Origin of the sequence: Sphaerisporangium siamense, from assembly GCF_014205275.1 — a bacterium.
GTDB classification, from domain to species: domain Bacteria; phylum Actinomycetota; class Actinomycetes; order Streptosporangiales; family Streptosporangiaceae; genus Sphaerisporangium; species Sphaerisporangium siamense.
Genome location: NZ_JACHND010000001.1, coordinates 4933322 through 4958012 on the forward strand (window position 1 = coordinate 4933322; position 24691 = coordinate 4958012).

A 24691-nucleotide genomic window follows, 5' to 3' on the forward strand; every position below is an offset into this window, starting at 1 on the left:
CATGCTTTCTGGGCTCTCAGGCATCGGCACCGTGCTCGTGGCCAACCGCGGCGAGATCGCGCTGCGCGTGATCAGGACGCTCCGGCGGCTCGGCCTGCGCTCCGTCGCCGTCCACAGCGACGCCGACGCCGGGGCGCGGCACGTCCGCGAGGCCGACGCGGCCGTCCGGCTCGCCGCGGGCTACCTCGACATCGAGGGCGTCGTCGCCGCGGCGAAGGCGAGCGGCGCCCGGGCCGTCCACCCCGGGTACGGCTTCCTGGCCGAGAACACCGCGTTCGCGCGCCGCTGCGCCGAGGAGGGGCTGGTGTTCGTCGGCCCGCCGCCGGAGGCCATCGAGGCGATGGGCGACAAGATCCGCGCCAAGGCCACGGTGGAGGCGGCGGGCGTGCCGGTCGTGCCGGGCGGCGCCGAGCCCGGCGACGACCTCGCCGAGGCCGCCGCGCGCATCGGCTTCCCGGTGCTGATCAAGCCGTCGGCGGGCGGCGGCGGCAAGGGCATGCTGGTGGTGCGCTCGGCGGGCGAGCTGGCCGACGCGGTCGCCTCCGCGCGGCGCACGGCCGCGGCCGCGTTCGGCGACGCCACCCTGCTCGTCGAACGGTACGTCTCCGACCCCCGGCACATCGAGATCCAGGTCCTGGCCGACACCCACGGCAACGTGATCCACCTCGGCGAGCGCGAGTGCAGCCTTCAGCGCCGCCATCAGAAGATCGTCGAGGAGGCCCCCTCGCCGCTGATCGACGAGGAGACCCGCCGGCGCATGGGCGCCGCCGCGGTCAGCGCCGCCCGCTCGGTCGGGTACGTCGGCGCGGGCACCGTCGAGTTCATCGTCCCCGGCGACCAGCCCGGCCACCCGGGCTACTTCATCGAGATGAACACCCGCCTGCAGGTCGAACACCCGGTCACCGAGATGGTCACCGGCCTCGACCTGGTGGAGCTGCAGCTCCGCGTAGCGGCGGGCGAGCCCCTGCCCCTGACGCAGCAGGACGTGCGCATGCGCGGCCACGCCGTCGAGGCCCGCGTGTACGCCGAGGACCCGGCGCGCGACTTCCTGCCCACCGGCGGCCGGGTGCTGGCCCTGGCCGAGCCCGAGGACACCGCCGGAGTCCGGGTGGACTCCGGCCTCTTCCCGGGCGCGGTCGTCGGCAGCGACTACGACCCCATGCTCGCCAAGGTGATCGCCTGGGGCCAGGACCGCGCCGCCGCCCTGCGCGGGCTCGACACCGCGCTGCGCCGCACGACGGTCCTCGGCGTCACCACCAACATCGCGTTCCTGCGCGCCCTGCTGGCCGACGCCGACGTCGCCGCCGGGCGGCTCGGCACCGGCCTGATCGACCAGCGCCTCGACGCCCTGCTCACCGCCGCCCACGCCACTGGCGCCCCGCCGGACGAGGTGCTCGCCGCGGCGGCCCTGGTGCTGCACGACGAGCTGTCCGCGGGCGGCGAAGACCCCTGGGGTGTGCCGGACGGGTGGCGGATCGGCGAGCCCGCCTGGACGACCTGGCCGCTCGCCGCGCGCGGCGAGCCGGTCGCCGTCCGGGTCAGGGGCCTGCCCGCGCGCGGCGCCGAGGTCGCCGTCGGGGACGGGCCGCCGTCCGAGGCCAGGGTCGCGCGCGAGAACGGCGACGCGCTGGTCACCCTGGACGGGGTCACCACGCGCTACGCCTGCGCCCGCGACGGGCACACGGTGTGGCTCGGGCGCGACGGGCGCGCCTGGGCCCTCACCCGCCACCTGCCCGGGGACCCGGGCGACCGCGCCGGGGCCGGCCTGGCGGGCGACGGCGTGGTGCGCAGCCCGATGCCGGGCACGGTGCTGCTGGTCAAGGTGGTGCCGGGCGAGGCGGTGACCGAGGGGCAGCCGCTGCTGATCGTCGAGGCGATGAAGATGGAGCACACCGTGACCGCCCCCGCCGGCGGCGTCGTCGCCGAGCTCTCGGCCCGCGCGGGGCGTCCGGTCGACATGGACGAGGTGCTGGCCGTCATCCGCGCCCCCGACGCGGGGACGTCCCCCGAGGTCACCGAGACGGGAGGATCGTGATGCTCCAGCCGATGCGGGTGCCGGCGGAAGGGCTGCCGGACCGCGTGACGATCTACGAGGTCGGGCCGCGCGACGGCCTGCAGAACGAACCGGCGATCGTGCCGCTGGAGGTCAAGGCCGAGCTGGTCGCGCGGCTGGCCGCCGCCGGGCTCACCACCATCGAGACCACCAGCTTCGTCCGCCCCACGTGGGTGCCCCAGCTCGCCGACGCCGAGGAGCTGCTGGCGCGCGTCGAGAAGGCGCCGGGCGTGCGCTACCCGGTGCTGGTCCCCAACGAGCGCGGCCTGGACCGCGCGCTCGCCCTGGGCGTCACCGACATCGCGATCTTCGGCAGCGCCACCGAGACCTTCGCCCGGCGCAACCTCAACCGCGGCCTGGACGAGTCGGTCGAGATGTTCGCCCCGGTCGTCGCGCGCGCCCGCGAGAACGGCCTGCGGGTGCGGGCGTACCTGTCGATGTGCTTCGGCGACCCGTGGGAGGGGCCGGTGCCGATCGCGCAGGTCGTCGGCAACGGCAGGCGGCTGCTCGACCTCGGCTGCGAGCAGCTCTCGCTCGGCGACACCATCGGCGTCGGCACCCCCGGGCACGTCACTGCCCTGCTCGACGCCTTCGCCGCGGCGGGCGTCGGCCCCGAGCGCCTCGCCGTGCACTTCCACGACACCTACGGCCAGGCGCTGGCCAACACCCTCAGCGCGCTGCGCGCGGGCGTCACCGTGGTGGACGCCTCGGCCGGGGGCATCGGCGGCTGCCCCTACGCCAAGAGCGCCACCGGCAACCTCGCCACCGAGGACCTGGTGTGGATGCTGTCCGGCCTCGGCATCGAGACCGGCGTGGACCTGGCGTCGCTGGCCGCGACCAGCCTGTGGCTGGCGGAGCGGCTCGGCCGCCCGAGCCCGTCGGCGGTGGTGCGCGCGCTGTCCCAAGAACTCTCCGAGGATGAGGAGTAGATCATGCACCGGCTCAGCGACGAGTACGAGGCCCTGCGCAAGACCGTCGAGGAGTTCTCCCGGGACGTGGTGGCCCCGGTGATCGGCGACTACTACGAGCGCTGCGAGTTCCCCTACGACATCGTCTCCCAGATGGGCCGCATGGGACTGTTCGGCCTGCCGATCCCCGAGGAGCACGGGGGCATGGGCGGGGACTACTTCGCGCTGTGCCTCGCCCTGGAGGAGCTGGCCCGCGTCGACTCCTCGGTGGCGATCACCCTGGAGGCCGCGGTGTCGCTCGGCGCGATGCCGCTCTACCGGTTCGGCACCGCGGAGCAGAAGGCCGAGTGGCTGCCGGAGCTGACCTCCGGGCGCAAGCTCGGCGCGTTCGGGCTCACCGAGCCCGGCGGCGGCTCCGACGTGCCCGGCGGCATGCGCACCACGGCCGTGCTGGACGGCGGCGAGTGGGTGATCAACGGCTCCAAGGCGTTCATCACCAACTCCGGCACCGACATCACCGGCTTCGTGGCGGTCGCCGCCATCACCGGGCAGCGGCGCAAGGCCGACGGCGAGCCCGCGCCGGAGATCTCCACGATCCTGGTCCCGTCGGGCACGCCCGGGTTCACGGTGTCCAAGAAGTACTCCAAGGTCGGCTGGTCGGCCTCCGACACCCGCGAGCTGGCCTTCTCCGACTGCCGCGTGCCCGCGGCCGGCCTCGTCGGCGAGCGCGGGCGCGGGTACGCCCAGTTCCTGCAGACCCTCGACGAGGGCCGGGTCGCCATCGCCGCGCTGTCGGTGGGCCTGGCGCAGGGCTGCGTGGACGAGAGCCTGCGCTACGTCAAGGAGCGGCACGCGTTCGGGCAGGCGATCGGGCGCTACCAGGCCATCCAGTTCAAGGTGGCCGACATGGAGGTGCGCGCGCACACCGCCCGCCTGGCGTACTACCACGCGGCGGAGAAGATGCTCGCCGGCGAGCCGTTCAAGAAGGAGGCGGCGATCGCCAAGCTGGTGAGCTCCAATGCCGCCATGGACAACGCCCGCGACGCCACCCAGATCTTCGGCGGCTACGGCTTCATGAACGAGTACCCCGTGGGCCGGTTCTACCGCGACGCGAAGATCCTGGAGATCGGCGAGGGCACCAGCGAGGTCCAGCGCATGCTCATCGCCCGCCAGCTGGGCCTGAACGCCTGACGCCGGGGCGCGGCGCGCCGGGCTACGCTATCGTGACAAACGGACATTTGGAGCACGAGACGCGATAGGCGACGAAAACCACCCGGCGCGGCCGGTGACGCCGCGAGAAAGGCCCGCCCCCATGCCCGACGCGAGCGAGATCATGAACAGGGTCACCGATGGTTTCAACCGGCACGACCTGGAGGCGCTGACCCGCTGCTTCGACGCCCGGGGAGTGTTCGTCACCCCCAGCGGCGTGGGGGACGGGCTGGAGGAGATCACCTACTTCTTCGAGTCGTCCCTGACGGCCTTCCCCGACGCCGTCGTGACGCTCTGGAGCACGGTCACGTGCGGGGACACCGCGATCGGCGAGTGGACCGTCACCGGCACGCACGGCGGCGCCTACATGCTGCCGGGCGGCGACGTCGTGACGGCGACCGGGCGTCCCATCGCGATCCGGGGCGCCTCCTTCTGCACCGTGGACGAGGACGGCGTCGTCGGCTACCGCATCTACTACGACCAGCTCGAGCTCATCGCGCAGCTCGGGCGCACCGTGGGCGCGGAGCGCGAGTTCTGATCTTTCGGGCACCCCGAATGGACGAACCGTGCGCCGAGTCCCTAAAGTCCCATTCATGACTTCAGATGATCTCCTGGTACGGCAGGCCCGCGAGGACGACGCCGAGGAGATCTACGGGCTGACGCGCGAGTTCGCCCTGTCCTTCCGGCCCGAGCGCGCCGCCTTCCACGCGGCCTTCCCGGCGCTGCTCGCCAACCCCGACGCGATCGTGCTGGTGGCCGTCGTGGACGGCGCCGTGCGCGGGTACCTCCTCGGCTTCGTGCACCTGACGCTGTTCGCCAACGGCCCCGTCGCCTGGGTGGAGGAGGCCATCACGCAGCACGGCTTCCGCAGGCGCGGCCTCGGGCGCGCGCTGCTGGAGGAGTTCGAGCGCTGGGCGCGCTCCCGGGACGGCGGGTACATCGCCCTGGCGACGCGCAGGGCGCCGGAGTTCTACAACGCGCTCAAATACGAGTCCGCCGGCACGTACTACCGCAAGGTTTTGAAAGCCGACGCGCAGGACTGAACCCGGGGCGGCGCCCCGGGCCCGTCACGAGGTGAGCTGCGCGTCCAGGCGGTACCCGTCCACGGTGACGTACACCGAGTCCCCGGGCCTGGCGTTGAGGCGCATGAGCACCGGCTGGAGCGAGTCGAACACCGGCTGGCGGTCGCGCCAGACCAGCACCACCGCGTTGTCCCCCGGCCCGGTCACCGACAGCAGCGTGCCCGGGCGCATGCCGAGCTGCGTCGCGTACCCCTCGGGCACCGGCACCGGCTCGCCGCGCAGATGCTCGCTGGTGACGTCGATGCGCTGCCAGCGGCGCGGGTCCGAGGCCGGCCCCGGCAGCGGGGGCGCGTGGGTCGCGGCGCGCGGCTCGGGCACCAGGTGCGGCCGGGGCGGGCCGGACAGGGCCGTGAGCGCGGCCAGGGCGTTCTGGGCGGTCTGCGCGTCGGGCAGGTTGCCCGCCACGGACGGCACCGGCACGCCGCCGCGCATCTGGTGCCCGTTGGCGCCGGGAGTACGGCGAGGCAGCGGCGCGAAGCCGCCGGTCGTGGTGGGCTCGGGGGGCCGCGCCGCGACCTTGGGCAGCGCCTCGATCCACGCCTGGGCCGAGTGCGCGCGGATCCCCACCTGGGCCAGCAGCTCGACCGCGTCCTCGCCGGAGGTCTTGTCCCCGAGCATCTGGGCGGTGCGCTCCCGCAGCCGGGTCAGGTCGCCGACGACCAGCCAGCCGTCCTGCAGGCGGCGGTCCGGCATGAGCGCCACCAGCACCCGCCACAGCGGCGTGCCGAGCGAGGGCACCTCGATCGGATGCGCCGGGTCGGCGCCGATGAGCTGCTCCTCGGTGGCGGCGTTGCCGAGCCACTCGGTGAGCCGGAACAGGTGCCCGGTGACCGGGGTGCCCTCCGGCGAGCGCAGCCAGTGCAGGACGCGCTCCTCGGCGGCGCGCTGCGCCTGCGACAGCACGTCGCGGTCGACGTGCAGCTCGTGGGCGAGCGTGCGCAGGCTGACCGGCTCCTCGGCGAAGAGCCGCTCGATGGCCACGGCGCGCTCCAGCGGCGTCCACTCGCGGAACACCGCGTCGACCAGGCGGACGAGCGGGTTGTCCGACACCGGCGGCGGAGCCGGGACCTGCGCCACGGGCCGCGCGGCGGCGTCCTGCGCGGGGCCGGTGGGCGGGCCCGCGGGCGCCGGCGCCGAGACGGCGGGGACCCGGCCGATCACCTCGCGGAACACCGCCGTCAGGATCGTCTCGGGGGCGGCGGCGATCGCCGGGGCGCGCAGGTCGGCGGCGGTGAGCCTGCGCAGCCGCTGCCAGCCGCCGATGCCGCCGATGGCCGAGCGTGCGGGCTCGGGCCAGCCGGGCAGCGCCGGGTCCACCTTGTGGACCTGCAGCGCGGGCAGCAGCTCGGTCAGCGCCAGATGGTCCCAGCGGCTGACGGCCAGCCGTGAGAGGCGGTCGCACAGCCACTCGACACCGGTCGTGCCGAGCGCGCGACTGAGCGCGACCGAGGCCCACCAGCCCCCGGGGAGCCGGGGATCGGCGAGCACGTCGGCGACCTGCTGAGGCCGGCTCCAGCGCAGGACCGGCACCAGATCACTCAGGCAGATCATTGAATCGGCGTCCATCGGCTGACCGCATCCTCCCGAGTGTGACGCATGTTGCTAATGGTGCAGCTTACGCCGGACGCTAGCAATTAGCGCCATCTAGGGAGAACATAGCGGCTCGTCGGACTCCGGGGTCCGCGGAGCGGGCATCCCGCCCGCGGGAACGGGCCTCCCGCCGAGCCTCGTCACCGCCCGCGCCCCGGCCGCGCACCCCGCCACCAGCGCCGACTCCGCCGGATGACCGGACAGCAGCGCGGCGAGGAATCCCGCGGCGAACGCGTCGCCCGCGCCCGTGGAGTCCACGGCCCGGGCCGCGACGGCGGGTGCCCGCGCCACCACGCGCCCGTCCCGCGCCAGCAGCGCCCCGCCGGCGCCGAGCTTCACCGCCGCCGTGCCGTACCGGGCGCTGAGCGCCGCGGCGGCGGCCTCCGGGTCGCGCTCACCGGTGAGCAGCAGCGCCTCGTCCCGGTTGGGGACGACCAGCGACGCGGCCGCGGTCTCGCGCAGGAAGCGGTCCACGCCGAAGGCGGCCAGGGGGCCGGTGGAGGCCGGGTCCACGCTGACGCCGAGCCCGCGGCGCTCCGCCGCGCGCACCGCCGTCCTGAACAGGTCGAGGCCCGGCCCGGCGAACAGGGTGTAGCCGGAGACGTGCAGGCGGCGCACGCCGTCGAGCAGCCGGTCGTCCCAGTCGGACGGGCCGATGCGCCCGCCCGCGCCCCGGTTGGTCAGCATGGACCGCTCGCCCGAGGCGTCCACCATCGCGATCACCACGGCCGTCGGGTGCCCGGGATCGACCTGGGCGTGCGGGCGCACCCCCGCGCCGCGCAGCTCGGCGACGTGCCAGGCCCCGGTGTCGTACCCGACCCGGGTGAGGAGGCGGGCGTCCGCGCCCAGGTGCGCGGCCCAGCAGGCGGTGTTGGCCCCGGAGCCGCCCGGACGCACCACGATGTCGGCGGGGGTGTCGGTGCCGGTCGCGACCGGTGTCCGGTGGACGGCGACCACGTCGGTGACGGCGTCCCCGATGACCAGCAGCCCGCCCACTCAGCCCTCCGGGGAACCCGGGGCGCCGCCGGCCCAGGCGGCGGCGATCGCGGCGGCCAGGCGGACGTTGCCGCGCACGGCCGCGAGGTTCGCCTCCAGCGACGCGCCGCCGGTGCCGCGGACCAGGAAGTCCAGCAGGAACGGGGTGATCGCCTGCCCGGTGACGCCTTCGCGGGCGGCGGCGGCGAGGGCCTCGGCCAGCACGTGGTCGTGCAGGACCGGGTCGAGCTGGTCGGCGGTGGGGACGGGGTTGGCGACGATCAGCGCGCTCTCGGGGCCGCCGAGGAGGTCCTGCGCGCGCATGACGGCCGCGGCCTCCTGCGGGGTCTCCAGCCGCCAGTCCACGGGCAGCCCGGAGCTGTGCAGGTAGAACCCGGGGAAGGAGCCGGTGCGGTAGCCGGCGACGGTGACGCCGCGCGTCTCCAGCCGCTGCAGCGTGGCGGGGACGTCCAGAATCGACTTCACCCCCGCGCACACGACCGTGATCCTGGTCTTGGCGAGCATGTCCAGGTCGGCGGACTCGTCCTGGTCGGTGGTCCACCCGCGGTGCACGCCGCCGAGGCCGCCGGTGGCGAACACCCGGATCCCGGCGCGGGCGGCGAGGAACGCGGTGGCCGAGACGGTGGTCGCGCCGCTCGCCGACAGGGCCGCGGCGAGCGGCAGGTCGCGGAAGCCCAGCTTGCGCAGGCCGTCCTCGGTGGCGACGCGTTCCAGCATGTCCTTGTCCAGGCCGACGCGGGCCACCCCGTCGAGGACGGCGATGGTCGCGGGCACCGCGCCCGCCCGACGGACCAGCTCCTCCAGCTCCAGCGCCACCCGCAGGTTGCGCGGCCGGGGCAGGCCGTGGGAGATGATCGTCGTCTCCAGTGCCACCACGGGGGTGCCGGCGGCCAGGGCCTCGGTCACTTCCTCGGACGTCCGGATCGCCGGGCCCGGGCCGGTCATCTGCATGCTCGCTCTCGATCCTCTCCGTATGTAGGCTCGCAGGGGATTCTGCCCTTGATGTGCCGTCTCACCGTACTGTCCGAGTTGGGGGGCTTTGGCATGCGCCGGTCGCACTACGACGTGGTGATCGCGGGCGCCGGGCACAACGGCCTGACCGCCGCCGCCTACCTGGCGCACGCAGGACGCCGGGTGCTCGTGCTCGAACGGCTGCCGTACACCGGCGGCCTCGCCGTCTCGGCCCGCGCCTTCACCGGCGTGGACGCCCGGCTGTCCCGCTACTCCTACCTGGTCAGCCTCCTGCCCGCCAAGATCGTCGCGGACCTGGGCCTGGCCCTGGAGCTGCGCCGCCGCCGCTACGCCTCCTACACCCCCGTCGGCGACGCCGGCCTGCTCGCCGACAACGACGACCCGGCCCGCACCGCCGCCTCCTTCGCCGCCGTGACCGGCGGACCCGACGACCACGCCGCCTGGAACCGCTTCTACGCCATGACCGCGCGCGTCGCCCGCCGCCTCGCCCCGACGCTGCTGGAACCCCTGCGCGACCGGGCGGCCGTCCGCGCGGAGGTGATCGCCGACGAGGAGGCGTGGCGCGACCTGTTCGAACGGCCGATCGGCGAAGCGGCCGCCGAGCGCTTCGGCGACGACACGGTCAGGGGAGTGGTGCTCACCGACGCCCTCATCGGCACCTTCGCCGACCCGGCCGCCGACCTGACGGCCAACCGCTGCTTCCTCTACCACGTCATCGGCGACGGCACAGGGGAGTGGAAGGTGCCCGTGGGCGGCATGGGCGCGGTCACCGGCGCGCTCGCCGACGCCGCCGCGCGGGCCGGCGCGGAGATCCGGACCGGGATGGAGGTGCTGTCGATCGACCCCGCCGGGGAGGTCGCCTTCCGTGACGCCGACGGCGCCGAGCACACCGTGACCGGCGGCCACGTGCTGGTGAACGCCCCGCCCGCCGTCCTCGCCCGCCTGCTCGGCGGCGCGCAGGAGCCGCCGGAGGGCTCCCAGCTCAAGGTCAACATGGTGCTGGCGCGGCTGCCCCGGCTCAAGGACCCCGCGGTGGCCCCTTCCGAGGCGTTCGGCGGCACCTTCCACGTCAACGAGGGCGGCGAGGCGCTGGCGCGGGCCTACGCGCAGGCCGCCGCCGGAATCATCCCCGAACTGCCGCCCGCGGAGGTGTACTGCCACTCGCTCACCGACCCCTCCATCCTCGGGCCGTCCCTGCGGGCGGCCGGGGCCCACACGATGACGCTGTTCGGCCTGCACATGCCCGCTCGCCTCTTCCGCGCGGACCCCGGCGCGGCGCGCGCGAAGGCGCTGGCCGCCACCCTGGCGTCCCTCGACGCGGTGCTCGCCGAACCCGTCGAGGACTGCCTGCTGCGCGGGCCCGACGGGTCGCCGTGCCTGGAGGTCAAGACCCCGGTCGACCTGGAGCGGGAGGCCGGGCTGCCCGGCGGGCACATCTTCCACCGCGACCTGTCCTGGCCCTTCGCCGAGCACCCGGACGAGGCCGGGCGCTGGGGCGTGGAGACCGCGCACCCCCGCGTCCTGCTGTGCGGGGCGGGCGCGCGGCGCGGCGGCGGGGTCAGCGGCATCCCCGGCCACAACGCCGCCATGGCCGTCCTGGCCGGCTGACCGCGCTCTCACCGGATTCTCATGATCGTTCATGGGGCCGGGGTTCGCGCTGGTCTACCTGCTCGCCGCGCGGGGCCGGGTGTGGCGCAGGGCGGGCCACCTGGCCGTCGCGGGCGCGGCGCTGGCGGTGTCCAGCGCGTGGTGGATGGTCGTCGTGGACCTGTGGCCCGGCGAGCGCCCGTACGTGGGCGGCAGCACCGACGGCACCGTGTGGGACCTCGTGATCGGCTACAACGGCCTCGGCCGCGTCTTCGGCCAGGGCGGCGGGCCCGGCGGGGGAGACGGCGGCGGCCCGGGCGGCTTCGGCGGCTTCGGAGGACAGGCAGGCGCGGGCCGCCTGTTCAACGACGTCATGGCGGGCCAGATCTCCTGGCTGATCCCCTTCGCGGTGCCGGCGCTCGTCACCGGCCTGATACTCACCCGCCGACGCCGTTCCGCCCCCACCGGCGACCCCGGCCACATTCCGGGCGTGATCGGTTCTGGGCGACCCGGCCCCGGTACGCGGCGGATCGGGACGCGTTCGGGCGCGTGGACGGCGCTCGTGCTGTGGGGCGGATGGCTCGTCGTCCACTATGCCGTGTTCAGCTTCTCCGCCGGGATCTTCCACCCCTACTACGCGACCGCGGTGGCTCCCGCGATCGCCGCGCTCACCGGCGTCGGCGGTGTGCCGATGTGGCGGGCGTACCGGGAGCGGCGCGCGGTCACCGGCTGGGCGCTTCCGGCAGGCGCGGCCTCGCCGGGCCGGCGGCCTACGCGCTCACCCCGCTGTCGGCGCCGGTCAGCGGCTCCAACCCGACCGCCGGCCCGCAGACCGGCTTCGGCGGGATGGGAGGCTCGTTCCGTCCGCCCGGCGCGGGCGCGGGCGTAGCGCCCGGAGACGCGGGCCGTCCCGCAGGAGCCTACGGAGCACCCCCAGGCGCGTCCGGAAACGCACGGGTCCCCGGCGAAGAGGCGGGGACGGGGGCTTCCGGGAGAGAGATGGGAACGGGTACTCCCGGCGGCGTGGACGGAGGCCGTACGACCGTGGACGCCGGGCTGGTCGGCTACCTGCGCCGGAATCGTGGGGACGCGGACTGGCTGGTCGCGGTGAGCAGTTCCCGTGAGGCGTCGCCTCTCATCCTCGCCACCGGGGGCGAGCCGGTGCTCGCGATGGGCGGCTTCTCGGGCTCCGACCCCGCGATGACCGTGGCGAAGCTCCAGCGGTACGTGGCGGCCGGGCGGCTGAAGTACGTCGTCCTCGGCGGAGGTATGGGCGGCTCCCGAGGCCAGGACGGCGAGCTCGCCACGTGGGTGCGGAGCCACGGCACCGAGGTCCCCGCGTCGGAGTACGGCGGCACGGGGACGGGCGGCACCCTCTACCGCCTGGGCTGACACCGCGGACGCCACGCATCGCCCCCGCCGTCCGGGGTAGGGACACCCACCTCGGAACCGGACCCGGAGCCGACTCGGGACCGGTCTCGGGACCAGGCCCGGAATCGGAACCGGCCCGGGACCTGGACACCGGACCCGGAGACCACACAGGAACCAGCACGGAAGGACGGCCGGCGTGGATCAGCAGAGTTTCATCGCCCTGCTCAACGAGGACCTGCAGAGCGAGTACCGCTCGATCGTGCAGTACACCCAGCACACGGCGACGATCAGCGGGCCGGAGTACCAGAGCCTCGTCGAGGAGCTGAAGGTCCACCTTCACCAGGAGCTGGACCACGCGACGACGCTCGCGGGCCAGATCACCTTCCTCGGCGGTGTCCCGACGGTGTCGGTGCCCGAGGTGCCGAGCGTGCCCGACGGCGCGGCGGCGCTGCGCCTGGACCTGGAACTGGAGGAGACGCAGCTCGACCGCTACCGCGAGCGCGTGGCGCAGGCGACGGACCTGGGCCTGCCCGACGTGGCCGAGGCCCTGCGCCCCCTGCTCCAGCAGACCCAGGACCACGTCATGGACCTGCGCAACGCCCTCGGCGACTGACCGCCGGGATCGCGTCCCCCGCCCGCCGCCCCGCGCGCGCCCGCCGTGTCCCGGCGTGTGCTCCGCGATGCCCCCCGGCGCTGCCTTGCGGCGGGGTGGGGGCGGCGTCGCGGGCAGGTTCGTCTGACCGGAGGGTCAGGAAGGTGCGGCGGGTGGGAACGGCGGCGAGTAGTAGGATCAGCGCGTGCGCAGTGGGGATGGTGCAGGCGGGGGGACGCGGGTCAGCCGGGCCGACCAGGCCGACCATCGCCGGGCGGAGCTGCTGGAGGCCGCGCGGCGCGTCGTGCTCGAACGCGGCATCTCCAGCACCCGGGTCGCCGACATCGCCAAGGCCACCAACGTCAGCGGCGGGCTGATCCACTATCACTTCGCCACCAAGGACGAACTGATCACGGCGATGCTGCGCACGACCATCGACGGCGAGGTCGGCCGCCTCAGGCAGCTCGTCCAGGATCCCGGCACCGGCGTCGAGCGTCTGGACCGGGTGCTGCGCTACTACATCCCGAGGTCGCGGGCCGACCAGAGCTGGCTGTTGTGGATCGACGCCTTCGCCGCCGGGCTGCGCGAGACCGTCGTCCAGCAGATCCTGCTGGAGCTGGAGTCCGGCTGGATCGGCGCCCTGGAGCAGGTCATCCGGTCGGGCGTGGACGGCGGCGAGTTCACCTGCGACGACCCGCGCGGGGCCGCCGAGCGCATCGACGGCATGCTCGACGGCCTCATCATCCGCTACACCCTGCACCCGTCGGTGCTGTCCCGGCGCCGCCTGCTGGAGCACGCCCGCATCGCCGCCGCCCGCGAGGTCGGCCTCTCCCGCGCCGACTTCCCCGATTCCTGAGCCGGCCCGGCGTCAGGGGCGCAGGCCGGCGAAGACGATGGCGAGCACACGGCGCTGCAGGTCGGGGGGCCAGGCGGCGTGGACGGCGCCCTGGCACACGCCGGTCAGCAGCGCGAGCACCTCGTCCAGGCGCACGTCGGCGCGCACGGTCCCCGCCTCCTGAGCCCGGGCCAGCAGCGTGCCGATGGCGTCGCGGAGCGTCTCGACCGGGCCGGCCACCATCATGTCGACGCCGAAGTCGGCGGCGACGAGTTCGGCGACGGTGCGCTTCTCCACGGCCTGACCCACCATCTCGCCGAAGAAGGCGAACAGCCCGATGGCCGGGTCGCCGCCGGAGCCGAGGGCGCGCACCTGCTCGGTGAGGTTTTCCATCAGGTCCTTCAGGATGGCCTTGAGCAGGTCGTTCTTGGTGGGGAAGTGCCGGAACACCGTGCCGACCGCCACGCCCGCGCGCACCGCGACCTCCTCGGTGGTGGCGGAGGCGCCCTTCTCGGCGAACACGGCCGCGGCCGCCTCCAGGATGCGGGCGCGGTTGCGCCGCGCGTCGGCGCGCAGCGGCGGAGACGGCGGGGATGGCGGCGATTCTGATGAGGTCATAGGCATCCATTGTCGGCGTTGACAACATGAGTGGAGACTCATAATCTCCAACCTGAGTACCCACTCATATTATCCGTGGACGTCGAAAGGATCGCCATGTCCGCGACCGCACGCGAGGTGTTCGAGCGTTTCCCGTGGTCGGCGTCCGGCGGCATGCCGGAGGAAACGCCGTGGGCCGACGACGTCGTCATCGAGACCCCCTTCGCCCCGCCGGGCCGTCCCCGCCGCTGGGAGGGACGGGAGGCGTTCCTCGCCTACGCCGGCCCCCGCCGTGCCGAGCTCCCCATGCGGCTGGAGCGCCGCAACCTGGTCGTCCACGAGACCGCCGACCCCGAGGTCATCGTCGTCGAGTACGAGCTGGGCGGCAGGCCGCCGGGCGCGCGGGAGGACGTGTGGGCGCCGTTCATCGGCGTGCTGCGCGTCCGCGACGGGCAGGTGGCGCACTGGCGCGAGTACCAGGACCCGCTGGTCATGGCCGCCGCCACCGGCACGCTGCCCGGCCTGATCGCGTCCCTGGGCGGCGGCCGGTGACCACGCTCCCCGTGGGCGTGCTGGTCCGCCGCGACGGCGTGGTGGCCGAGCTGCGCGCCCCCGGCCTCGGGCTCGACCGGCCGCCCGCCGAGCTGGGCGAGCTGACCGGCCTGCGGCTGGTCGACCTGGCCTGGAACCGGATCACCGCGCTGCCGGCCTCCGTCGGCCGGCTCACCGGGCTCGTCACCCTGCGGCTCGACGGCAACCGCCTCACCGGACTGCCGCCGGAGTTCGCCGCGCTCCGTTCGCTGCGCGAGCTGCACCTGGACGGCAACGCCCTCGACGCCGTCCCCGGCCCGGTCCTGGAGCTGCCCGGCCTGACCACCCTCTTCCTGTACGGCAACCGCCTCGCCGCGCTGCCCGCCGGCCTCGGCCGCCTGCGCGGGCTGCGCCACCTCGCGGCCGGCGGCAACGCGCTCACCTCGGTGCCCGGCGCGCTGTGGGGGCTCACCGGGCTCCGGTCGCTGAACCTGGCGGAGAACGCGCTCACCGAGATCCCCGAGGACATCGGCCGGCTGCGCGACCTGCGCATGCTCGACCTCGGCCACAACTCCCTGGCCGGCCTCCCCGCCGCGATCGGCGACCTGGAGAACCTCAGCGACTATCTGTACCTCAGCGACAACGGCCTGACCTCGGTGCCGGCCTCGCTCGGGCGGCTGCGCCGCCTGGCGTACCTCAACCTGACCGACAACCGGCTGGAGACGCTGCCGGAGAGCCTCGGCGACCTCGCCGCGCTGGTGGAGCTGCGGCTGTACGGCAACCGCCTCACGACGCTGCCGGAGTCGTTCGGCCGCCTCTCGCGCCTGCGCGAGCTGCACCTGCGCGGCAACCGCGTCGCCGGCCTGCCCTCCGCGCTCGGCGGGCTGCGCGAGCTGCGCGTCCTCGACCTGCGGGACAACGTGCTGACCCGCCTGCCCGACGCGATCGGGGGCCTGACCGCGCTGACCCACCTGGACCTGCGGAACAACCGGCTGCGCGACGTTCCCCGCGCGCTCGCCGCGCTGCCGGGCCTGGAGAAGCTCGACCTGCGCTGGAACAAGCTCGACCGCGAGCCCGAGGCCGCGGACGCCCTGCGGGAGCGCGGCTGCGTGGTGCTGCTCTGACCCTTTCCGCCTTGACCTCAACAAAGGTTGAGGTCACATACTCGGTCCCGATGCGACGAGGAAAGGACCGGAGATGAAGGCGGCGGCGTTCGAACGGCCCGGGGGACCCGAGGTGCTCCGGCTCATGGAGGTGGCGACGCCCGAGGCCGGGCCCGGGCAGGTACGCGTCCGGGTACGGGCCGCAGGGGTCCAGCCCTACGACTGCGCGGTGCGGGCGGGCTGGATCCCGCCGGGGGTTCCGCCGGACACGCCGAAGATCCCCGGCAACGAGTTCGCGGGCGTCGTGGACCAGGCCGGCGCCGGTGTGACGGGGGTCGCGACCGGCGACGAGGTGCTCGGGTTCGGGCGGCTCGACGCCTACGCCGAGTACATCGTGGTCCCCGCCGACCAGGTCACCGCGAAACCGGCGGCGATGCCGTGGGAGGTCGCGGGCGGCTTCAGCGCCGGGGCGCAGACGGCGCACATCGCGCTGCGGGAGCTCGGCGTCGGCGCGGGGGACACGGTGCTGGTCCACGCGGCGGCCGGCGGGGTGGGCACGATCGCGGTGCAGCTCGCGGTCGCCTGGGGCGCGGCCGTCGTCGGCACGGCGAGCGAGGCCAACCACGACTACCTCCGCGCGCTCGGCGCGGTCCCGGTCGCCTACGGCGAGGGCCTGGTCGCCCGGGTGCGGGCGGCGGCGCCCGGCGGGGTGGACGCCGCGCTCGACGGGGCCGGCGGCGACGCGCTGACCGCCTCCCTGGAGCTGGTGAAGGACCGCTCCCGCGTCCTCACGCTGGTCGACCACGGCAAGGCCGAGGCGCTGGGCGTCCGGGTGACGCCCGCCCTGCGCTCGGCCGCCAGGCTCGCCGAGCTGGCCGGCATGTACGCGCGGGGAGAGCTACGCGTCCACGTGCGCGAGACGTTCCCGCTGGAGCGGGCGGCGGACGCCCACCGCGCGGTGGAGGCCGGTCACGGGGCGGGCAAGGTCGTGATCACGGTCGGCTGAGGCGGCGAGGGCGCCGGCGTCAGGCGGGCAGCGCGGCCAGGAGGTAGGCGAGGCGGGCGGCGGCGTTCTCGACGTTGTCCGCCGTGCCGAGCCGGTAGCCCCAGGAGGTGAGGAACACCCCGTCCGGGGTGCAGGTGACCACCTCGTTGAGAGTGTTGCTGAAGCGGTTGCGGACGCGGACCGTGACGGGGTTGCCGCCGAGGACGCGGACGGAGAGGTCGATGTGCTCGCGGGCCGCGAGAGCGAATCGCTCCAGGCAGGACATGGTGTCCAGCATGCTCAATCACCTCCGCTTCGACCAGAGAAGTCAGGATTGCATGATCTTGGCGAAGCGGGCAAGCAATTGTGGGGTTTAAGGGACGATTGTTAGTAGTCCGAATATTCGGGGCGTTCATCAAGACTGGTTAGTGCATATTTATGCAGATATTTCGGTTCGCCATCCTGATGGTATGGGCCGCCGGAAGTTACGGCCCCACCGGGTCGGCGAAGTCCACGAGCACGCGGACGATCACCTCGCGCGCCTTCTCGCGGAACACCGCGACCTCGCACAGATCCTCGAACGCGCCCGTGTAGAAGGCCACGTCCTCGGGGTCGCGGAGCTGGAAGTCCTTGGTGCGCGTCGGAACGGCCACCAGCGAGTCGTTGTAGATCCAGAAGCCGTTGAGCAGCGCGGACGGCAGCTCGGCCGCGAAGGGGATCACCCCGAACTCGACGTTGGGCAGCGTGGTGACGGCGAGCAGCCGGTCGAGCTGGCCGCGCATCACGTCGGCGGGCGCGAGGCGGTAGCGCAGGGCGGCCTCGGGCAGCACGAACCGGAACCGCCGCTCCTGGTCGTACAGGATCTCCTGGCGGCGCATGCGGACGCGGATCGCGGCGTCGACGTCGTCGGTGGCGCCGTAGACCCGGCGCACCTTGCAGAAGATGTGCCGGGCGTACTCGGCCGTCTGGAGCAGGCCGATGATGACGGCGGGCTCGAACACGCGGAAGAGGCGGGTGCGCGACTCCAGGTCACGCACGTCCTCCTGGAGCGCGGCGAGCCCGCTCTTGTGGCGCTGCCTCCAGGACTCCTGCCGTTCGAGGAGCCCGACGGCCTCGGCGATCAGCTGGTCGATCACCTCGGGCGTCGCCTCGACGGCCTGGCCCCACATCACCACGTCGTCCTCGGTCGCGGTCTGCCGGGCGTTCTCGATGCGCGAGACCTTGGACGCCTGCCAGTTCAGCCGCGCCGCGAGGTCCTTGCCGGAGAGTTGTGCCGTCTCTCGCAGGTGGCGGAGCCGGACGCCCAGGTCGATCCGCGCCTGCTGAAAGCTGCTCACGCTCACCCTCCGGTCGGCGACGGACTCGCAAGAGGGTAGACCTACAGCGGCCCGTGTGCCAGAGGGATCACCCTATTCGTGATCAGCCGCCGTTCGGCCCCGGTTCCTGGCCGGTCAGGACCGCGCGCGCGATCTCGACGAGCAGCGCCCGGGGGACCTCCACGGCCGACTCGCCGGGAAGGACCTCGCGCAGGTCGGCCCGGGCTTCCGGGTCGATCAGCGTCAGGCCCTGGACGACGATCGTGCCGCGGTCGGTCTCGTAGAGCGAGGGGCAGGCGCCGGCCTCCGAGGTGGAGCCGAGGAACCGAAGACGCATGAATATCCTCCTTCCCAAATGGCAACCGTAATGGTCACAATTGCGCGCAATTGTAGGGGATCAGGTGGTGCGGATCAGTCGCCGGTGACGCCGTCCGCCATCTCGCGCAGGATGTCGATGTGCCCGTTGTGCCGGGCCGTCTCCTCGATCAGGTGGTGCAGGATCCAGCGCAGCGTCACGTGCGTGCCGTCCCTGACGGGCCGCTCGGCCACGGTGTCGAGGTCCAGGGACGCCACCAGCTCGCGGTAGCGCGCGCACTGCTCCTCGTACTCCTTGAGCAGCTGCTCCAAGGGGATCTCCACGGCGATGCGCATCTCGCGGTCGGGGTCCTCCTCGGTCCAGGGCGCGCGGTCCTCCTCACCGAAGAGCCGCCACTCGATCCAGGCGAACTCGACCCACCGCAGGTGGCTGACCAGCCCGCTGATCGTTGTCAGCGGCGAGGTCGCCAGCGGGGCGCGGCGGGCGTCCTCCTCGGACAGGCCCGCGCACTTGGCGTGGACCGTGGCCCGGACGTAGTCCAGCATGGTGGTGAGTGTGGCGCGTTCATCCCAGGTGGGAGGAATGTCGGTTCGGCTCATGAATGGAGCCTCCTAGACCGGCGTGCCCCTGTCCAACGGATATGGGAATAGGAACCACCCGCGCCCGCAGTTCCTCGCCGAGCGCCTTCGCCTGGGCGTCCAGGCGCGGGCTCGCCGCGACGCCCGGGCCGAGCAGCCCGCGCACCACGAAGTTGAGGGCCCGCAGGTTCGGCAGGCGGTACCGCTCGACCGTCAGCCCGGCCACCGGCGGCAGCAGCGCCCGGAGCCGGTCGGTGGTGAGGAAGGCGTCCAGCCAGGCGTACGCGGCGTCGGTGCGCACCCAGACCCCGAGGTTGGCGTCCCCGCCCTTGTCCCCGGACCTCGCCCCCGCGACCGTGCCGAGCGGCGCCTCCCGGACCGGCCCGGCGGGCACGACAGGGGCGGCGGGCTCGGCCCGCGGCCCAGCGTCCCCGGCCGTCGCGGGGTACGAGGCCGGGCCCGGGTCGCGCCACACGCGCCGGTCCCCGAACCACACCTCGGCGCGCACGTCCCCGGCGGGCACGAAGGACGGCCGGTACACCCCGTACGGGGACGCCTCGCCCGGCGGGGTGAGCGCGTAGAACCCCGGATAGCTGGCCAGCCCGGTCTCCACGACGGCCGAGGAGAACGCGCGCCCCGCCTTCCTCGGGTCGGTGTCCATCACCGTGATCCGCAGCAGCGCCACCGCCTCGGGGCCCTGCGGCGCGCCGAGCGGCGTCAGCTCCACGTGGACCTGGCCGAACGCCTCCCGGGGGACCCGGGCGAACACCGCCTCCTCCGCCAGCCGTGCCTTGGCCGCGATGTCCAGGCCGGTGAGCACGAGCGTCATCGTGTTGCGGTGGCCGCCGAGGTGGTTGAGCGCCACCTTCAGCGTGCCCGGCGGCGGCTCGCCCCGCACGCCGCTGATCCGCACGCGGTCCTCCCCTTCCCGCGCCAGCCGGATCGTGTCGAAACGCGCGACCACGTCGGGGCCGAGGTAGCGCGGCGAGTCGATCTCGTACAGGAGCTGCGCGGTGACCGTGCCCACCGACACCCGCCCGCCCGTGCCCGGGTGCTTGGTGATCACACTGGACCCGTCGGCGCGCAGCTCGACGATGGGGAAACCGCAGCGCGGCAGGCCGGGCACCTCGGTGAAGAAGGCGTAGTTGCCGCCGGTGGCCTGGCAGCCGCACTCGATGACGTGCCCGGCCACGACCGACCCGGCCAGCGCGTCCAGGTCGTGCGGCCCCCAGCCGTACCGCCACATGCCCGGCCCCGTCACCAGCGCCGCATCGGTCACCCTGCCCGTGACCACGACGTCCGCGCCGTGCTCCAGGGCGGCGGCGATGGGCCGGCCGCCGAGGTAGGCGTTGGCGGTGAGCGGCCTCTCCTCCGGTGGCACGCCGAGGGCGGCGAGGTCGCGCCCGGACAGGTCGTCGCCGGTGACGTGCGCCACCCGCGCGGGCAGCCCGAGCCGGTCCGCCAGCTCGGCCACCGCCGCCGCGCACCCGGCCGGGTCCAGGCCGCCCGCGTTGGAGACGACCTTGATACCCCGGTCCAGGCAGGTGCCGAGCACCTGATCCATCTGGGTGAGGAACGTGCGCGCGTACCCCGGACGGCCCTTGAGCCGGTTGCCGGCCAGGATGAGCATGGTCAGCTCCGCGAGCCAGTCGCCGGTGAGCACGTCGATCGGCCCGCCCTCGACCATCTCGCGGGCCGCCGACAGCCGGTCGCCGTAGAAACCGCTGCAGTTGGCGACGCGCAGCGGCGCCGTCACGGGGAGGGCGCCCACGCGGCGGGACGCTTCTCCATGAACGCGCGCAGCCCCTCCTGGCCCTCGGCCGAGGTGAACCGCTGGGCCGACAGCTCCGCCATGCGCCGCATGCCCTCCTCGACCGGGATACCGGGAACCTCGCGGACCAGCCGCTTGGTGATCGCCAGCGCCTCCGGGCCGCCGCGCATCAGCATGCCCGCGTAGTGGGCGACGGCCGCGTCCAGCTCCCCGGCCGGGACGGCCCGGGTGAGCAGGCCGATCTCGGCGGCGCGCGCGGCGTCGAAGACCTCGCCGGTCATGAAGTACTCGGCGGCGGCGCGCGGCTCCACCCGCCGCAGCACGGTCACCGAGATCATGGCGGGCACCACGCCGAGCCGCACCTCGCTGAACGCGAACGTCGCCGAGTCCGGCGCGATGGCGAAGTCGCACGCGGCCACCAGCCCGAGGCCCCCGGCGCGGGCGGTGCCGTTCAGCCGGCAGATGACCGGCTTGGGGCTCTTCCAGATCAGGCTCATGACGGTGGGCAGTGCCTCGGTGACCGGCGCGGTGACCGGCGCGTCGCCCGGCCCTCCCGCGGGCGCCTGCTCCTTCAGATCGGCTCCCGAGCAGAACACCGGCCCGGCGCCGGTCAGCACCACCACGCGGACGGCCTCGTCGCCGATGGCGCCGGTCAGCGCCCGCTCCAGCTCGGCCAGCAGCCGGGTGGACAGGGCGTTCCTGTTGGCGGGGGAGTCCAGCGTGACGGTGGCGACCCCGCCGGCCGTCTCAAGGTGTACCAGCGCGGTCACGGCGCCTCCTCTGCGGCCTCGATGACGGCGAGGACGGCCCCCGCCCCGACCTGAAGCCCCGCGGCGGCGTTCAGGGTGGACAGCACCCCCGCGGCGGGGGCGCGGACCTCGTGTTCCATCTTCATCGCCTCCAAGGTGAGGATCGCCTGCCCCGCCGCGACCCGGTCCCCGGGCGCCACCGCGACGCGCAGGACCGTGCCGGGCATGGGGGCGAGCAGGGAGCCCGGGGCCGGGCGCGCCGCCGGCTCGGGCAGGCGCGGCAGCGGCGTGAGCCGCACCGCGCCGAGCGGAGAGTCCACGTGCACGGCGTCGTCGTAGGCGGCCACCTCGAAGCCCCGGCGCACCCCGGCGACCTCCAGGACGACCCGCGCGGGCGTCGCCGCGACCAGCGTCACGTCCGCGAACCCCTCCGCGCTCAGGCCCGCCCGGGTCAGGCGGTAGGCGACCTCGACGCGTCCTGACGGGGCGTCGAACGCGGCGCGCTGCGGCTGGGACGGCACGTTGCGCCAGCCGCTCGGCAGCCCGCCCATCACCGGCGCGGCGGCGCGGCGCGCGGCGGCGAGCGCCAGCGCGGCGGCCAGCGCGGCCAGCTCCACCCGCCGCGGCGGCCCGGAGGAACCGCCGGCCGGGTCCAGGGTGTCCAGGAACCCGGTGTGGGCGTCGCCGGCGAGGAACGTCTCGTGCCGCAGCACGCGGACGAGCAGGTCCCGGTTGGTGACCGGGCCGTGGAGGCGGGCGCGGGCCAGCGCGGCGGCCAGCCGCCGCGCCGCCGCCGCCCGGGTGGGGGCCCAGGCGATCACCTTGGCGAGCATGGGGTCGTAGTGGACGTCCACCCGCGAGCCGGTCTCCACCCCGGAGTCCAGCCGCAGCCCGGACGCGGCCCCGCCCGGCGGCGGCCCGAACCGCGCGTCCACGCCGGGGATCTCGAACAGGTCCAGCGTCCCGGCCTGGGGGCGCCAGCCGTCCGCCGGGTCCTCGGCGTACAGGCGGGCCTCGACGGCGTGGCCGGACGGCTCGGGCGGCGCGGCGGGCAGGCGGGCGCCCTCGGCGACCTCCAGTTGCAGGCGCACCAGGTCCACGCCGTACACGCACTCGGTCACCGGGTGCTCGACCTGCAGCCGCGTGTTCATCTCCAGGAAGGCCACCGTGTCGCCCTTGACCAGGAACTCCACGGTCCCGGCCCCGATGTAGCCGATGGCCTCGGCGGCCTTGACGGCGGCGGCGAGCAGCGCGTCGCGCACCCGCGGCGGCAGCCCCGGCGCGGGGGCCTCCTCGACGACCTTCTGGTGCCGGCGCTGGACCGAGCAGTCGCGCGCGCCGAGCGCCCACACCGTGCCGTGCGCGTCGGCGACGATCTGCACCTCGACGTGGCGGGCGCCCTCCAGCAGGGGCTCGGCGAACAGCGTGCCGTCGCCGAACGCCGCCAGCGCCTCGCGCCCGGCGGCCTCGGCCGCCTCCGCCAGCCCCGACGGGTCGCGCACGACGCGCATGCCGCGCCCGCCACCGCCCGCCGACGCCTTGAGCAGCACCGGGAACGGCAGCTCCGCGGCGGACCCGGGCGCGGCCGAGGGGAGCACCGGCACCCCGGCCGCGGCCATCAGCGCCTTGGCGCCGATCTTGGCGCCCATCGCGGCGATGGCCTCCGGCGGCGGGCCGATCCAGGTGAGCCCGGCGTCCAGGACGGCGCGCGCGAACGCGGCGTTCTCCGACAGGAAGCCGTAGCCGGGATGCACGGCGTCCGCGCCCGTGCCCCGCGCGGCGGCCACGATCGCGGCGGCGTCGAGGTAGGTGTCCGCGGGCCTGGCCCCGGGCAGGCGGACGGCGTGGTCGGCCTCGGCGGCGTGCGGGGAGGAGGCGTCGGCGTCGGAGAACACCGCCACGGTCTCGATGCCGAGGTCGCGGCAGGTGCGGAACACCCGGCGGGCGATCTCGGCGCGGTTGGCGACCAGCAGGCGTCCGATCACGGGCTCACATCCGGAAGACGCCGAAGCCGTGCCCGGCCGGCTCGGGGGACCCGGCGATGGCCGCCAGGCACAGGCCGAGCACGGTGCGGGTGTCACGCGGGTCGATCACGCCGTCGTCGTACAGCCGCCCCGACAGGAAGAAGGGCAGCGACTCGGCCTCGATCGTCTCCTCGACCGTCCGCCGCATCACCGCGTCGGCCTCCTCGTCGTAGACCTGGCCGCGGGCCTCGGCGGCGGCCCGGCCCACGATCGACAGCACCCCGGCGAGCTGCGCCGGGCCCATGACCGCCGACTTGGCGCTCGGCCAGGTGAACAGGAAGCGCGGGTCGTAGGCCCGCCCGCACATGCCGTAGTTGCCGGCCCCGTAGGAGGCGCCCATCACGACGGTGAGGTGCGGCACGGTCGAGTTCGACACCGCGTTGATCATCATCGCGCCGTGCTTGACGATGCCGCCCCGCTCGTACTCCGTGCCGACCATGTACCCGGTGGTGTTCTGCAGGAACAGCAGAGGGGTGCGCGCCCGGCAGGCGAGCTGGATGAACTGCGCCGCCTTGCGCGCCTCGTCGCTGAACAGCACGCCCCGGGCGTTGGCCAGGACACCGATCGGGTGCCCGTGCAGCTCGGCCCAGCCGGTGACGAGGCTCTCGCCGTACAGCGGCTTGAACTCGTCGAACTCGCTGGCGTCGACGACGCGGGCGATGACCTCGCGCGGGTCGAACGGCACGCGCAGGTCCTCCGGGACGACGCCGAGCAGCTCCTCCTCGTCGTACACGGGAGGGCGCGCGCCGCCGGGCGGGGCAGCGGGCGGACGCCGGTTGAGGCGCCGCACGACGCGGCGGCCGAGGCGCAGCGCGTCGTGCTCGTCCAGCGCCAGGTGGTCGGCGAGGCCGGAGACCCGGGCGTGCATGTCGGCGCCGCCGAGCGACTCGTCGTCGGCATCCTCGCCGGTGGCCATCCTGACCAGCGGCGGGCCGCCGAGGAAGACCTTGGCGCGCTCCTTGACCATGATCACATGGTCGCTCATGCCCGGGACGTAGGCGCCGCCCGCCGTGGAGTTGCCGAAGACGATCGCGACGGTGGGCACGCCGGCGGCCGACAGCCGGGTCAGGTCGCGGAACACCCGCCCGCCGGGGATGAAGATCTCCTTCTGGGACGGCAGGTCGGCGCCGCCGGACTCCACCAGGTTGATCAGGGGCAGCCGGTTCTCCAGCGCGATGTCGGCGGCCCGCAGGGTCTTGCGCAGCGTCCAGGGGTTGGAGGCGCCGCCCCGCACGGTCGGGTCGTTGGCGACGATCACGCACGGCACGCCCTCGACCACCCCGACGCCGGTCACCACGCTCGCGCCGACCGGGACGCCGGTGCCCCACCCGGCCAGCGGGGACAGTTCCAGGAACGGCGCGTCGGGGTCGAGGAGCAGTTCCACGCGCTCGCGGGCCAGCAGCTTGCCGCGCCGGTGGTGGCGCTCGGCGTACTTCGGGCCGCCGCCCGCCACCGCCTTGGCGTGCTCGGCGTCCAGCTCGCGCAACCGGGCCAGCATGGCCGCGCGCCGCGCGCGGAACTCGGCG

25 protein-coding genes are annotated in these 24691 nt (G+C 74.5%); 13 read left to right on the forward strand and 12 right to left on the reverse strand.

Annotated features, from left to right (window positions below; translation table 11 throughout):
- Position 1: 1 nt before the first annotated feature.
- From BJ982_RS22810 to BJ982_RS22830, 5 genes are all read left to right on the forward strand, one after another.
- A complete protein-coding gene (locus BJ982_RS22810; protein WP_184883224.1) occupies positions 2-2035 on the forward strand; it encodes an acetyl/propionyl/methylcrotonyl-CoA carboxylase subunit alpha in 2034 nt (677 codons plus the stop codon).
- Positions 2035-2982, forward strand: a complete 948-nt coding sequence (locus BJ982_RS22815; RefSeq protein ID WP_239122768.1) for a hydroxymethylglutaryl-CoA lyase — start codon at positions 2035-2037, stop codon at positions 2980-2982. Before BJ982_RS22810 ends, BJ982_RS22815 begins: the two co-directional genes overlap by 1 nt.
- 3 nt (positions 2983-2985) lie before the next feature.
- A complete protein-coding gene (locus BJ982_RS22820; protein WP_184883226.1) occupies positions 2986-4152 on the forward strand; it encodes an acyl-CoA dehydrogenase family protein in 1167 nt (388 codons plus the stop codon).
- Positions 4153-4273: 121 nt separating this feature from the next.
- The gene (locus BJ982_RS22825; protein WP_184883228.1) at positions 4274-4708 is read left to right on the forward strand and encodes an ester cyclase; all 435 of its coding nucleotides are present in this window, start codon (positions 4274-4276) and stop codon (positions 4706-4708) included.
- 55 nt (positions 4709-4763) lie between these two features.
- Positions 4764-5213 carry a GNAT family N-acetyltransferase gene (locus BJ982_RS22830; protein ID WP_184883230.1) on the forward strand — a complete coding sequence of 150 codons (450 nt, stop codon included), beginning with the start codon at positions 4764-4766 and terminating at the stop codon, positions 5211-5213.
- 24 nt (positions 5214-5237) lie between these two features.
- Here BJ982_RS22830 and BJ982_RS22835 read toward each other — a convergent pair whose 3' ends face one another.
- The 3 genes from BJ982_RS22835 to BJ982_RS22845 all read right to left on the reverse strand — a co-directional run bounded on the left by BJ982_RS22835 (position 5238) and on the right by BJ982_RS22845 (position 8789).
- Entirely contained in the window at positions 5238-6818 is a 1581-nt protein-coding gene (locus tag BJ982_RS22835; protein ID WP_184883232.1) for a serine/threonine-protein kinase, read from the reverse strand.
- 78 nt (positions 6819-6896) lie between these two features.
- Positions 6897-7838 carry a carbohydrate kinase family protein gene (locus BJ982_RS22840; protein WP_184883235.1) on the reverse strand — a complete coding sequence of 314 codons (942 nt, stop codon included), beginning with the start codon at positions 7836-7838 and terminating at the stop codon, positions 6897-6899.
- Entirely contained in the window at positions 7839-8789 is a 951-nt protein-coding gene (locus BJ982_RS22845) for a pseudouridine-5'-phosphate glycosidase (protein ID WP_239122767.1), read from the reverse strand.
- Between the two features lie 93 nt (positions 8790-8882).
- Here BJ982_RS22845 and BJ982_RS22850 point away from each other — a divergent pair, with 93 nt between their 5' ends.
- From BJ982_RS22850 to BJ982_RS22870, 5 genes are all read left to right on the forward strand, one after another.
- The gene (locus BJ982_RS22850) at positions 8883-10418 is read left to right on the forward strand and encodes a phytoene desaturase family protein (RefSeq protein WP_184883237.1); all 1536 of its coding nucleotides are present in this window, start codon (positions 8883-8885) and stop codon (positions 10416-10418) included.
- Positions 10419-10449: 31 nt separating this feature from the next.
- On the forward strand, positions 10450-11286 hold the full coding sequence (locus BJ982_RS22855) for a hypothetical protein (RefSeq protein WP_184883239.1): 837 nt from the start codon (positions 10450-10452) through the stop codon (positions 11284-11286).
- 110 nt (positions 11287-11396) lie between these two features.
- Positions 11397-11789, forward strand: coding sequence for a mannosyltransferase YkcB-related protein (locus BJ982_RS22860; RefSeq protein ID WP_184883241.1), 393 nt, complete (start codon positions 11397-11399; stop codon positions 11787-11789).
- 175 nt (positions 11790-11964) lie between these two features.
- A complete protein-coding gene (locus tag BJ982_RS22865) occupies positions 11965-12381 on the forward strand; it encodes a ferritin-like domain-containing protein (RefSeq protein ID WP_184883243.1) in 417 nt (138 codons plus the stop codon).
- 184 nt (positions 12382-12565) lie between these two features.
- On the forward strand, positions 12566-13216 hold the full coding sequence (locus BJ982_RS22870) for a TetR/AcrR family transcriptional regulator (RefSeq protein WP_184883245.1): 651 nt from the start codon (positions 12566-12568) through the stop codon (positions 13214-13216).
- A 12-nt stretch (positions 13217-13228) separates the two neighbouring features.
- Here the strand turns inward: BJ982_RS22870 and BJ982_RS22875 are convergent, their stop codons facing one another.
- The gene (locus tag BJ982_RS22875) at positions 13229-13813 is read right to left on the reverse strand and encodes a TetR/AcrR family transcriptional regulator (protein WP_184883247.1); all 585 of its coding nucleotides are present in this window, start codon (positions 13811-13813) and stop codon (positions 13229-13231) included.
- 96 nt (positions 13814-13909) lie between these two features.
- Here BJ982_RS22875 and BJ982_RS22880 point away from each other — a divergent pair, with 96 nt between their 5' ends.
- The 3 genes from BJ982_RS22880 (at position 13910) to BJ982_RS22890 (ending at position 16432) form a co-directional block, all read left to right on the forward strand.
- Entirely contained in the window at positions 13910-14344 is a 435-nt protein-coding gene (locus BJ982_RS22880) for a nuclear transport factor 2 family protein (protein ID WP_184883249.1), read from the forward strand.
- Positions 14341-15447 carry a leucine-rich repeat domain-containing protein gene (locus BJ982_RS22885; protein WP_239122766.1) on the forward strand — a complete coding sequence of 369 codons (1107 nt, stop codon included), beginning with the start codon at positions 14341-14343 and terminating at the stop codon, positions 15445-15447. The genes BJ982_RS22880 and BJ982_RS22885 overlap by 4 nt, the downstream gene beginning before the upstream one ends.
- Positions 15448-15520: 73 nt before the next feature.
- Entirely contained in the window at positions 15521-16432 is a 912-nt protein-coding gene (locus tag BJ982_RS22890) for an NADP-dependent oxidoreductase (protein ID WP_184883251.1), read from the forward strand.
- Positions 16433-16451: 19 nt separating this feature from the next.
- Here the strand turns inward: BJ982_RS22890 and BJ982_RS22895 are convergent, their stop codons facing one another.
- The 8 genes from BJ982_RS22895 to BJ982_RS22930 form a co-directional block, all read right to left on the reverse strand.
- On the reverse strand, positions 16452-16709 hold the full coding sequence (locus BJ982_RS22895) for a hypothetical protein (protein WP_184883253.1): 258 nt from the start codon (positions 16707-16709) through the stop codon (positions 16452-16454).
- A 187-nt stretch (positions 16710-16896) separates the two neighbouring features.
- Complete coding sequence (locus BJ982_RS22900) at positions 16897-17748, reverse strand: helix-turn-helix domain-containing protein (protein WP_184883255.1); 852 nt, start codon at positions 17746-17748, stop codon at positions 16897-16899.
- Between the two features lie 82 nt (positions 17749-17830).
- On the reverse strand, positions 17831-18064 hold the full coding sequence (locus BJ982_RS22905) for a hypothetical protein (RefSeq protein WP_184883257.1): 234 nt from the start codon (positions 18062-18064) through the stop codon (positions 17831-17833).
- Positions 18065-18138: 74 nt separating this feature from the next.
- Entirely contained in the window at positions 18139-18642 is a 504-nt protein-coding gene (locus BJ982_RS22910) for a DinB family protein (RefSeq protein ID WP_184883259.1), read from the reverse strand.
- Positions 18608-20392, reverse strand: a complete 1785-nt coding sequence (locus BJ982_RS22915; RefSeq protein WP_275411665.1) for an acyclic terpene utilization AtuA family protein — start codon at positions 20390-20392, stop codon at positions 18608-18610. The genes BJ982_RS22910 and BJ982_RS22915 overlap by 35 nt, the downstream gene beginning before the upstream one ends.
- On the reverse strand, positions 20374-21162 hold the full coding sequence (locus BJ982_RS22920) for an enoyl-CoA hydratase-related protein (protein WP_184883261.1): 789 nt from the start codon (positions 21160-21162) through the stop codon (positions 20374-20376). The genes BJ982_RS22915 and BJ982_RS22920 overlap by 19 nt, the downstream gene beginning before the upstream one ends.
- Positions 21159-23126 (reverse strand): ATP-binding protein, encoded by a 1968-nt coding sequence (locus BJ982_RS22925; RefSeq protein ID WP_184883263.1) that lies wholly within the window; start codon positions 23124-23126, stop codon positions 21159-21161. The genes BJ982_RS22920 and BJ982_RS22925 overlap by 4 nt, the downstream gene beginning before the upstream one ends.
- Positions 23127-23130: 4 nt before the next feature.
- Positions 23131-24663 carry an acyl-CoA carboxylase subunit beta gene (locus BJ982_RS22930; protein WP_184889188.1) on the reverse strand — a complete coding sequence of 511 codons (1533 nt, stop codon included), beginning with the start codon at positions 24661-24663 and terminating at the stop codon, positions 23131-23133.
- Positions 24664-24691: the final 28 nt, after the last annotated feature.

Coding starts and splice junctions, on each gene's coding strand:
- BJ982_RS22895 (WP_184883253.1), bottom strand. CDS start 16,709: ATGCTGGACACCATGTCCTGCCTGGAGCGATTCGCTCTCGCGGCCCGC.
- BJ982_RS22910 (WP_184883259.1), bottom strand. CDS start 18,642: ATGAGCCGAACCGACATTCCTCCCACCTGGGATGAACGCGCCACACTC.
- BJ982_RS22845 (WP_239122767.1), bottom strand. CDS start 8,789: ATGCAGATGACCGGCCCGGGCCCGGCGATCCGGACGTCCGAGGAAGTG.
- BJ982_RS22905 (WP_184883257.1), bottom strand. CDS start 18,064: ATGCGTCTTCGGTTCCTCGGCTCCACCTCGGAGGCCGGCGCCTGCCCC.
- BJ982_RS22930 (WP_184889188.1), bottom strand. CDS start 24,663: ATGCTGGCCCGGTTGCGCGAGCTGGACGCCGAGCACGCCAAGGCGGTG.
- BJ982_RS22830 (WP_184883230.1), top strand. CDS start 4,764: ATGACTTCAGATGATCTCCTGGTACGGCAGGCCCGCGAGGACGACGCC.
- BJ982_RS22875 (WP_184883247.1), bottom strand. CDS start 13,813: ATGACCTCATCAGAATCGCCGCCATCCCCGCCGTCTCCGCCGCTGCGC.
- BJ982_RS22890 (WP_184883251.1), top strand. CDS start 15,521: ATGAAGGCGGCGGCGTTCGAACGGCCCGGGGGACCCGAGGTGCTCCGG.
- BJ982_RS22855 (WP_184883239.1), top strand. CDS start 10,450: ATGGGGCCGGGGTTCGCGCTGGTCTACCTGCTCGCCGCGCGGGGCCGG.
- BJ982_RS22810 (WP_184883224.1), top strand. CDS start 2: ATGCTTTCTGGGCTCTCAGGCATCGGCACCGTGCTCGTGGCCAACCGC.
- BJ982_RS22850 (WP_184883237.1), top strand. CDS start 8,883: ATGCGCCGGTCGCACTACGACGTGGTGATCGCGGGCGCCGGGCACAAC.
- BJ982_RS22835 (WP_184883232.1), bottom strand. CDS start 6,818: ATGGACGCCGATTCAATGATCTGCCTGAGTGATCTGGTGCCGGTCCTG.
- BJ982_RS22820 (WP_184883226.1), top strand. CDS start 2,986: ATGCACCGGCTCAGCGACGAGTACGAGGCCCTGCGCAAGACCGTCGAG.
- BJ982_RS22860 (WP_184883241.1), top strand. CDS start 11,397: ATGGGAACGGGTACTCCCGGCGGCGTGGACGGAGGCCGTACGACCGTG.
- BJ982_RS22880 (WP_184883249.1), top strand. CDS start 13,910: ATGTCCGCGACCGCACGCGAGGTGTTCGAGCGTTTCCCGTGGTCGGCG.
- BJ982_RS22825 (WP_184883228.1), top strand. CDS start 4,274: ATGCCCGACGCGAGCGAGATCATGAACAGGGTCACCGATGGTTTCAAC.
- BJ982_RS22815 (WP_239122768.1), top strand. CDS start 2,035: ATGCTCCAGCCGATGCGGGTGCCGGCGGAAGGGCTGCCGGACCGCGTG.